This is a genomic window from Myxacorys chilensis (assembly GCF_059505265.1).
The window spans coordinates 44,710-52,926 of record NZ_JCACKG010000244.1; the positions used below are offsets into that span (position 1 = coordinate 44,710).

At 51.3% G+C, this 8,217-nt stretch carries 13 protein-coding genes; 1 reads left to right on the forward strand and 12 read right to left on the reverse strand.

All coding sequences use genetic code 11. The annotated features are described in order from the left end of the window. Window positions 1–9: 9 nt before the first annotated feature. The 5 genes from AC5JLB_RS25390 to AC5JLB_RS25410 form a co-directional block, all read right to left on the reverse strand. The gene (locus AC5JLB_RS25390) at window positions 10–444 is read right to left on the reverse strand and encodes a D-Ala-D-Ala carboxypeptidase family metallohydrolase (protein ID WP_495876614.1); all 435 of its coding nucleotides are present in this window, start codon (window positions 442–444) and stop codon (window positions 10–12) included. 33 nt (window positions 445–477) lie between these two features. Continuing rightward, complete coding sequence (locus AC5JLB_RS25395; RefSeq protein WP_495876615.1) at window positions 478–918, reverse strand: hypothetical protein; 441 nt, start codon at window positions 916–918, stop codon at window positions 478–480. An 83-nt stretch (window positions 919–1,001) separates the two neighbouring features. Continuing rightward, a complete protein-coding gene (locus AC5JLB_RS25400; RefSeq protein WP_495876616.1) occupies window positions 1,002–1,793 on the reverse strand; it encodes a hypothetical protein in 792 nt (263 codons plus the stop codon). Between the two features lie 50 nt (window positions 1,794–1,843). Next, window positions 1,844–2,011: a hypothetical protein gene (locus AC5JLB_RS25405; RefSeq protein ID WP_495876617.1), complete on the reverse strand. Its 168-nt coding sequence runs from the start codon at window positions 2,009–2,011 to the stop codon at window positions 1,844–1,846. 71 nt (window positions 2,012–2,082) lie between these two features. Then, window positions 2,083–2,790 carry a hypothetical protein gene (locus AC5JLB_RS25410; protein WP_495876618.1) on the reverse strand — a complete coding sequence of 236 codons (708 nt, stop codon included), beginning with the start codon at window positions 2,788–2,790 and terminating at the stop codon, window positions 2,083–2,085. 98 nt (window positions 2,791–2,888) lie between these two features. On the opposite strand from AC5JLB_RS25410, the gene AC5JLB_RS25415 reads away from it, so the two are divergent. Continuing rightward, window positions 2,889–3,293 carry a hypothetical protein gene (locus AC5JLB_RS25415; RefSeq protein WP_495876619.1) on the forward strand — a complete coding sequence of 135 codons (405 nt, stop codon included), beginning with the start codon at window positions 2,889–2,891 and terminating at the stop codon, window positions 3,291–3,293. Here the strand turns inward: AC5JLB_RS25415 and AC5JLB_RS25420 are convergent. The 7 genes from AC5JLB_RS25420 to AC5JLB_RS25450 form a co-directional block, all read right to left on the reverse strand. Then, the gene (locus AC5JLB_RS25420; RefSeq protein ID WP_495876620.1) at window positions 3,290–3,691 is read right to left on the reverse strand and encodes a hypothetical protein; all 402 of its coding nucleotides are present in this window, start codon (window positions 3,689–3,691) and stop codon (window positions 3,290–3,292) included. The genes AC5JLB_RS25415 and AC5JLB_RS25420 overlap by 4 nt on opposite strands. A gap of 181 nt (window positions 3,692–3,872) precedes the next feature. Then, window positions 3,873–4,271 carry a hypothetical protein gene (locus tag AC5JLB_RS25425; RefSeq protein ID WP_495876621.1) on the reverse strand — a complete coding sequence of 133 codons (399 nt, stop codon included), beginning with the start codon at window positions 4,269–4,271 and terminating at the stop codon, window positions 3,873–3,875. Further along, on the reverse strand, window positions 4,261–5,007 hold the full coding sequence (locus tag AC5JLB_RS25430) for a hypothetical protein (RefSeq protein ID WP_495876622.1): 747 nt from the start codon (window positions 5,005–5,007) through the stop codon (window positions 4,261–4,263). Before AC5JLB_RS25430 ends, AC5JLB_RS25425 begins: the two co-directional genes overlap by 11 nt. Continuing rightward, window positions 5,004–5,396 carry a hypothetical protein gene (locus tag AC5JLB_RS25435; RefSeq protein WP_495876623.1) on the reverse strand — a complete coding sequence of 131 codons (393 nt, stop codon included), beginning with the start codon at window positions 5,394–5,396 and terminating at the stop codon, window positions 5,004–5,006. Before AC5JLB_RS25435 ends, AC5JLB_RS25430 begins: the two co-directional genes overlap by 4 nt. Window positions 5,397–5,399: 3 nt before the next feature. Further along, a complete protein-coding gene (locus tag AC5JLB_RS25440) occupies window positions 5,400–5,873 on the reverse strand; it encodes a hypothetical protein (RefSeq protein WP_495876624.1) in 474 nt (157 codons plus the stop codon). After that, window positions 5,870–6,133, reverse strand: coding sequence for a hypothetical protein (locus tag AC5JLB_RS25445; protein WP_495876625.1), 264 nt, complete (start codon window positions 6,131–6,133; stop codon window positions 5,870–5,872). The genes AC5JLB_RS25440 and AC5JLB_RS25445 overlap by 4 nt, the downstream gene beginning before the upstream one ends. A 79-nt stretch (window positions 6,134–6,212) precedes the next feature. After that, the gene (locus tag AC5JLB_RS25450) at window positions 6,213–8,117 is read right to left on the reverse strand and encodes a hypothetical protein (protein ID WP_495876626.1); all 1,905 of its coding nucleotides are present in this window, start codon (window positions 8,115–8,117) and stop codon (window positions 6,213–6,215) included. Window positions 8,118–8,217 lie beyond the last annotated feature (100 nt).

An 8,217-nucleotide genomic window follows, 5' to 3' on the forward strand; every position in this document is an offset into this window, starting at 1 on the left:
GGGTTGTTTTCAGTATGTCCAGCGAATCTCACCAGGACCGTATTTCCAGCCGCCTTCTCTCAAATCCAAGTGCGTGAAGCCCCTACCGCTGGCAATTCCGTAACCAAGTCCGCCGCCCCAATTTCGATCGAGAAAGGCTTCAAACTCCTCATTGCGATCGTCCATCGTATAGATATCAGCCGCAGAACCGTAGATGTGCTGTGAGTTAGAAACGCCGCCCACAGCTTGATTAATCGCATAGGGGCGATACCACGACGTAACCCCAATCGCGCTGCCCCATGCGTCTCGAATTTTGTCTAGCTCCACTGCTAGTTTGAGGATGGCGACTTCCTCATCTGACCCCCTCGCAGGGATTCTGTGATCGTCGTTTTGGGTCACTTCTGCCACGGTGAAATGTTTGCCAACTGAAGCCGAAGGATTATTCCAGTCAATGGTTTGAGTCATATCCGCATGAGCGAAACATCACTCAAACCATTCCTACTTGATCAAAATAATTTTCGACTCCACGATCGCGAACTCAGCCTCTAGCATCCAACAATCTTCACCCGGAACATCGATCGCAAACCACGTGTCGCTGTCCGGGTCATTCACATCCACAACACCGTCTGCCCCTTCAATCACAGCAAACGGAGCAATCACTTGTTTGCCCTCAATCCGAGGCAACAGCAGCACAACTCCATCGCCTACCCACACCCTCGGATGAGTCACCCTACCATTAGCTCTGCCCGACTGAAGTTTATCGATCGGACATAACGGCACTGCCCACGCAGGCATCAAGCCATCCCGCACGCAGCTAAAGAAGGCATCACACGCAGCAGCAGGAATCGAGATATTCTCCCCGCTCGCAGACTGGAAATAGTAGAAATCAGATGGCTGAGCTGGTTCGCTGTCTTTGCCTCGGTTGGCATTGACAAACAAACTAGAGAGGGTAGCAATGCCTAACTCATGCAGATGCAGTTCTTCATGATGCAGCTTTGCCCCCCACTCTAGGGCTTGGAAAATTAAGCTGATGGGCTGGAAGGCGAAGTTTCTGTGATTGAATCTGGGGTCGTGTCCCCAGTAGCGCTGGATCCGCCAGAAGATGCCTTCCCAGTCGGGGTCTGGCTCTCCGTCGAGGATTTTCCCAATTCTTCATCGGTAGAAGGCTCTTTCGCGGCTTCTTCCTCGGTCTTCCAGCCGTTTTTCTCTTTGTAGGCAAACGATGCCACTTCACGGACTAGCTCATAGTCCATTAGCTCTGGGTTCTGCGTGTCTTCGAGCTTCCAACTGGGGTCAAGCCGGAACCTGACGATCGCGGTGGCATAAACATAATTTTGGTAGGCCAGCGAATCAACATACTCATTGATAAAAGCGGTGATATCCGCGTAGTAATCTGCGTACCACTCGGGGCTGACAATATCAATGTCGTCGATCGAGGTCATTGCCTCAACGTCACCAAACGCAACCGTAATCAATTCGGTCTTTTTACCTTCGGTATCTTCAACCGTTTCAACCTTGACCACCTTACCTTGTTCGCCATCAACTAGTACGATGTCGTTCTGAATCACCCCGCCGAAGACGTAAGCACTGATGCGATCGTTGACGTAGGCAAAATGAGCACCCGTCTCCCGTGAAACCCGCTTGGCTAGGGTGGCAAGCTGAAACTGATAGTTGAATAATTCTTGCTCTTTAATGAAGCCGTACTCAGCACGAGTGAGGTTTTCGTACTTCTTGATCTCTAAAACTCCAATCTCAGAGTTGCCAACCTCAACGGTTTCGTACTGGCGTGTCGGTGCAGTTTTAAACGGTAGCATGGGCGTTCTTCTCGCTCAACATCGCCTTAGAGGTTCCCACCGACGCGGGGTTACTGCTTGATGCCAAGATAAAAACAAATCACCACCAGTGCGATCGCATCTCTGCTCTGCCCGTGAATCAAAACCCAAATGAAGGCGCAAACGTCAGCGTGAAGGGCAAGAAAAATACTAATGCCCTTAATTGAGTCGACGATCGAGAATAAATCAATTCGAGGCATAACGTAGGAATCCCTATTGTGTGACCGAACAGCCTACTCGCTCAACTCCTCTAGGCTGTTCGGCTTTCTTGTTAGCTGTAGCGCAGAATTCCCGGCGTTCCCTGTCCCTTAAAGCTGGTTTGGAACGAGAGTATGCCATCGCTCTTAAGATCTTTGCTAAAATCTGCGACGATACACGCGCCCTTCAAGCCATCGCCTGTGGTGAAGCCAGGAGGTGGAGGATCGTACTGCCAGATATAAGCTTCGCGGCCACTTGTGCCGTGTGTGGCGGCAAAATAAATCCGACGATAAGCATCGTCATCAGCCAGTAGATTCGCCGTCCACGGAATCTCCCAGTTTGCAGATGTCACCACGCCATCTTCAAACCCTAGCTCATCTTCAAACACCAAGGATTCTTGGGTTTTGTTGGAAATCTTCGGGCTAGAAGACGTACCACCCAAAAGGCGAAGCTTGGGAACGTAAGTTGCTGTGCAGATTCCAGCAACGGTTGCAGCCGCCGCCTCAATTTGCAGCACCGTGTCATCGGCTTTCGCGTCAGCAGTCAGATAAACCTTAACCTTCGTACCGCCTGAGTTAGCGAACAATAGCGGAGTGCCTCCAGCAATGCCCACACCACCAACCGCTGAGCCGAGGTTGATTGTGACAGCATTCGCTGTAATGCCACCGCTAGCAGTTGCAATGCCATTGATTGTGATGGGTTCGGTGCGATCGCCTAGTGGCAAAAGTGCAACATACACTTTCACCTTGTCGCCACTGCCAACTTGAAACTTCTTACCCATTGAAATTCTCTCCAGATCTGGATGATCAGCCCCAGAATTCCTACGAACGGGAAAGGAACGGGAAAGCTAACGGTGACCTTTACAGGATGTCGATCGCTATGGCGAACACACTCAATATTCAGTTTTACAATCAGCTTTTGTCGTCGATGCTCAAGAGCGTTCAGTCCCTTCGGGGTTTGGTCGATCGCAAGGAAGCTGAGAAGACAGAACTCAAGGTGCAACTGGCTGAGGCAAACGATTTGTTAGCATCCAAAGATGCCACGATCGCGAACCTGAATGGGCAAATTTCCCAACTTCAGACTGGGTTAGAAACCGAAGAGCAAGCTGCCCTTGTGGAGCTGGCTCACCAAGTTGAGGCACTAAACGACGAAATTAGCGCGATCGTTGCTCCAACTACCCCGGCTCCTGAAGTCCCTACTGAAGCAGCGCCTGCTCCTGAAGCTGAGCCTGTCGAAGATCCGTGGGCAGACAAAACAGAAGATGACACCCTAGACAATCTCTAGAGCCAATCGTCAAAATCTGCAACGTCTGGAATTCTGATTGACACTTGTTCCCTAACCCCGCTGCCTTTCTCGACCTTTACGGTCATGGCGCGGGTGTTAGGGAATTTTCGTCTCAGCTTGTCCTTAGCGGATTCCAGGGTATACGCTCCACCCCACTGCACCAAGAAAATCTGCCACACCTTAGCGGCTCTCACCGAGTCGAATGTTGGTTTGCCTTCATCAGAAATTGGGCTGCGACGAATGACCACCTCTAATCCTGTTACGGTGCGATCGCTGACTACATCCGCGCTATCGAGCACAATCACCGCTGGTGTTGTAACGCCACCTGTGAGCGCATAAGTGCCTACTTCATCGATTAACAATTCTTGGACTTGGGTGCGGAGTTCTACAACGTTCACAAGCGTGTCTCTATTGCTTCAAGCTCATTCATCTTTCCCTGCAACTCTTGAAGGAGTTGTTTCCGATAAATTGTTAGCAATCGATTCAGCTTCTCTCGGAAGCAATCGCGCTCTTCCAGGCTGTCAAACTCAAAACTGATAGTATCAGACGAGCCTTGAAGTTCGTAGGTGTGTTTCTTGCTCAAGACAATTCTCGTTTCAGGACTTCGCCCATGATGCCCTCGAAATCGGTGTTTCGTGCAGCTTCTTCTGTCCACGGGCGGGCAGGCATGGGGTTGCCATTACTGTCTAAGCCTTCATGGACGTTTCCAGCATGTTCAGCCGTCCATTCAATGGTTGCCTTGTTGCCCTCAAATTCGGGTTCTTGCTGAGAATCGCGTAATTCACCCGTGTCAACAATATCCCGTGGTGACCCAATAAAATCTCCGTTTTTTCGCAGTGTGTAGCCATCCCACTTCCAAATCGGAGACTCAATTGCATCTTTGCATTCATCCCCGTATGCTTCGACGGCTGCTTCAAATGCTTTTGCGATCGCACCATTCAATTTCTTCATTCCAGCCGCATTTAGTTTAAAGCTCAAGAGGATCTTCCTCCACATCAAGATAAATCTGCTGCGGTGTAATCACGCGCCCTGCTGAAGCCAGAAACCCAGTTGTAATTGAATCTGCATCTTGGGTCAGTTGCCCGTTTGTGCCCACAAATAACGGCTCTCCCGGCGTCCAATTCCACCCGGAACTGCTAATCACGCCTTCTGAGAGCAACACCACCGCTTGGCTCGGATTGGTGGGGGCTTTGGTCATCCCGACGATCGCATAGGCATGACTGAGAATTGACTGATCGGCATAGACCAGCAATCCATTCACCACGGCAACGAGCCGATTTGCCTCAAGTGCGATCGCAGACACTAACCCGCTATCAATCACTGGCACCGGCGTTGTCTCCTTAAGCTCAGTGAACGTGCCATAGATTTTATCGCCCAACACATCGCGAATACCCCACACATCTTGGGTCGGGATTCGCATCAGAAACTTCCCAACTTGTCCCCCCACGATCGCATCTGCCTCAGCCAAAACCGGAATCGAGGCAGGCACATAGATCGGGTTCGTCATGCGCCCGCTCATGGTTTCAGAGGGAGTTTGCACCCCAGGCGAGGCATCGATCCCTCGATTCGACTGAACCCCATCCGGTTTGAGATAGCACTCAATATCCAAATCCCCTAGCACAGAGATGACATTGCCTGTTTCAGGGTCAGTCACAGTTTGTCCTGTGGGGAGATGGAAGGTGAGCTTCGCGTTGGTGGGAAATACGCTGGTCATACCCGTGGAGAGTACTTTTTCAAAGTGAGTAATGCCGCGTCATACGTTGCTTTCAGCGCTTTGGCATCCGGTTCAATTCGCCCGATCGCCTCAAACCCAATGGGCACCAATAGCGACTCATCGAGCGATCGCTGCAGGTCGAGCAGTGACGCGATCGGAATCGCTTGGCCCGTAAACGTCGCACCATCTGCTTGTTTAATCGTTTGGTCACGGCGTGATTGCTGCAGATACCGAGCCGCCACATAGAACGGACGATAGATTTTTTCGGCTGTTGCTCTACTTGTTCCAGCAGAGAGCTCGAGTAGTTCAGTCAGAAATATGTCATCTGCGCTTGTAGCAGCCGCACGTTCACGAGCACGAACCAAAGCCGTTTGCAGATCGGTAAACATAGTCTACACCCCCGCCTGATAGAGCAGAATTGACGCCACAGCCGTCTTGATTGCCTGCACCTTTGGATCGTCATCCTGAGTGAAGTCAAATCCGCTTGTATACGTTGCTCGAATTTCCGTGAAGTTGCCGTTCAGCATCAACCGTCCCGTTTCAAACTCAATTGTGTACTGCGTTGCCTCTAGCAGTTGCCAACGGGTTGCCAGATGAGTTCGACCCCAGCCATCAACCGTATTTCCATACCGTGCTTCGATCGTGGGAGTTGGATCAGCCGCGATCGGGCATCGGCTTAACTGGCAGGTTTGCAGCCGTTGATTGAGCGGCTTAACTTCGGTATATTGCTGCAATGATAGAGGACGATTTGCCCCCAGCGCGCCTTCTGCCATGACTTGTGCTCTCAGGAGCGCGGCATTGAGATAGCTCCCAGATAAGTTCAAATCTGGGAAATAGAGTGCTTTATCAGCGGAGGTGAGCATCATGCTCCATGACGATCGCAATCAGCTTTTGCGATCGGGCAGAGGCGTTCCCCATGCATTCCGGTGCGAAACTGCTCTCCACAAGTCTGGCAGTAAGGGATACCCAAGGCAATAAAGCGTTCGGTTTGGTAGACAGGGAGTTCTACGACTTCGGGTTCTACAGGCGCAGAACCTGTTTTATCCACTTCAGGCTGTTTCGCTGCTTCAACAGGTGCAGGAGCTTCGGGCTTAGCAGTTGGCTTGTCTTTGGTGGGTTCAGGCATGATTTAGGTCCAGTCTATAAAAGAGGAGCGGAGCGGCAGAGGTGACATAACTACCTCTACCGATTTTCCATACAGTCAACTAGAGAGCAACGTCTGTGGTGTTGACCTTAATCACGCGGAGTTGCTGAGGAACGGTGCTGGCGTCGCTGTAGCCCGTGGGATCAACATCTAGAGGGCAGAAACCTTCTTCGCTTCTCCAGATGTAGGAGTCAGAGCGCTGGAAGTCATCATCGTTCGAGCGGCGAATTTCCATTTCGCTGCCCACACCCCGCCCGATCGTATCTGCCCCAAACGCATAAGAAGTCCGAGTCAGTTTGCTGCCTGCACCCAACGTTTCGTTTTGGACCCCTTCAGTTCCTGCTGCGCCCATTGAGGTGGCGTTGGTTTCAAATACGTGGAAGTTGCTGATCTTACCCAAGTAGCCAGACACTTTGCCCATTTCTTGGTTAGTGGCCACGCTGAGCGTGTTGACCAACTCTTCCAAGCCCTGCTCGCCCGTGTACTGGAACTTATTGTTCAAGCTCTTGCGAATTTGAGAGCGTCCCTTGGAATGAGTGGCTAGACCATAGCAGCCATCTTCGTAGGTGGGGATTTGCAAACCGCGCATGTAGCCGTAAAGATCGTCCATGAACGATTCAGTGAGGGTGCCATCGCTACTCGCAACGAGATCAGCAGGCGTTGCCGTCACAAATCCTTTGCTGTTGTAGACCACGCGGCTGCTGGGTGCCCACAGCTCGCGAATCTTCATATCCTCCCAGTATTCGTAGTCGTAGTTGAGGTTGCGTTGCAGAATCGACTCCAATTCGATAATCGAGTTTGCCGAAACAAACTGAGGAATCAAAATTGGGGGAGAGTTTGCATCTAGACCTAGACCCCACTCTTGCAGCAAGCACGAAACACTGCCCTGTGTTAGACCTTGACGAGAGTTTGTGATCCGGGCATAGGTGCCGTTGCCGCTCAGCAAGCGAGCACTGCTGTTTGTGGGGGCAGAGTTGTAGGCAAAGCGAGGCACCTTGATTGCGTCGCCTTGCCCTCTACCCATGTCTAGCTTCACTTTGATGAACTGCCAGAAGATGAACGAGGGGTTATGTGTCATCCGCATGACAGTACTGAGATACGCTAAAAAGCCATCAGGAATGGTGACTTTGGTCGTGTTGTCTCTGCCAAGGGAAGCCCGTAGCAAACCATTTGCCTTCGCATAGGCTTCCATGTCATTGCGAACATGTTGCAGGCTGTCTCCCTCGCGTAGAAATCGTTTCAGGTTGGTGAAATCTTTGGAGACAACAACATTTCCTTGGCTATTCTCGTGTGCGTATTTTGGTGTTTGGCTAGAGTCCTCGTAGATGTTCAGGAAGTCAGCCGCCGCACCGATCGCGCGATCGCTTCGAGTGCTCGTCACTTTGTTCACCATCGGAAATCCACGATCTACACCATTGACTGGAGTCGCTTTACCCATCACTTGAAATACTCCAGCGAGGCGATCTCGTTCTTGTTTGGCGGTTTGTAGGTCCGTCTGTGTGGTTTGCAATTCCTGTTTAGTGACAGCAAGATCTTGAGTCGTAGCGCCTAGCTGCGTTTGGGTAGCATCGAGTTGCTCTTGCACTGGAGAAAGTGCTGTTAAAACAGCGTCACCAATGAGTGCTTTGAGTTCTTCAGGTTGAAGTGTGACAACTGGAGCGGGTTGGCTGTCTGCTACAGCTTCCGGCTGCGCTTCTTCAGGTTGGGTCGCAGTATCACTGCCTGCAATGGTTTGAGGAACCGACTCAGCAGGCTTCTCAGCATTGGACTTGCTGTCTTTGCCGTAACCTTTTGCTTGATTAATGGCAGCAATGGCATCTTTTTCGGACACTCCGCCAGCGGTCGCGTCATTTCCGACTGCAAAGCGTTCTCTAGATTTTCTTAGTTTCATATCTACCGTGGGAATGAGCGTCGCCACTGGCACCCGCGAATGCAGGCGGCGGCTGTTCGCTGTTGGAATTCCCACAAGGTTTAGAGATGCTGTCTCTGCCCTTTACCGAGCGTGAATTACCCCTTGTTGAGCGACAATCATATTGGCCCAATCGACGATTGCATTGCCCATCCCA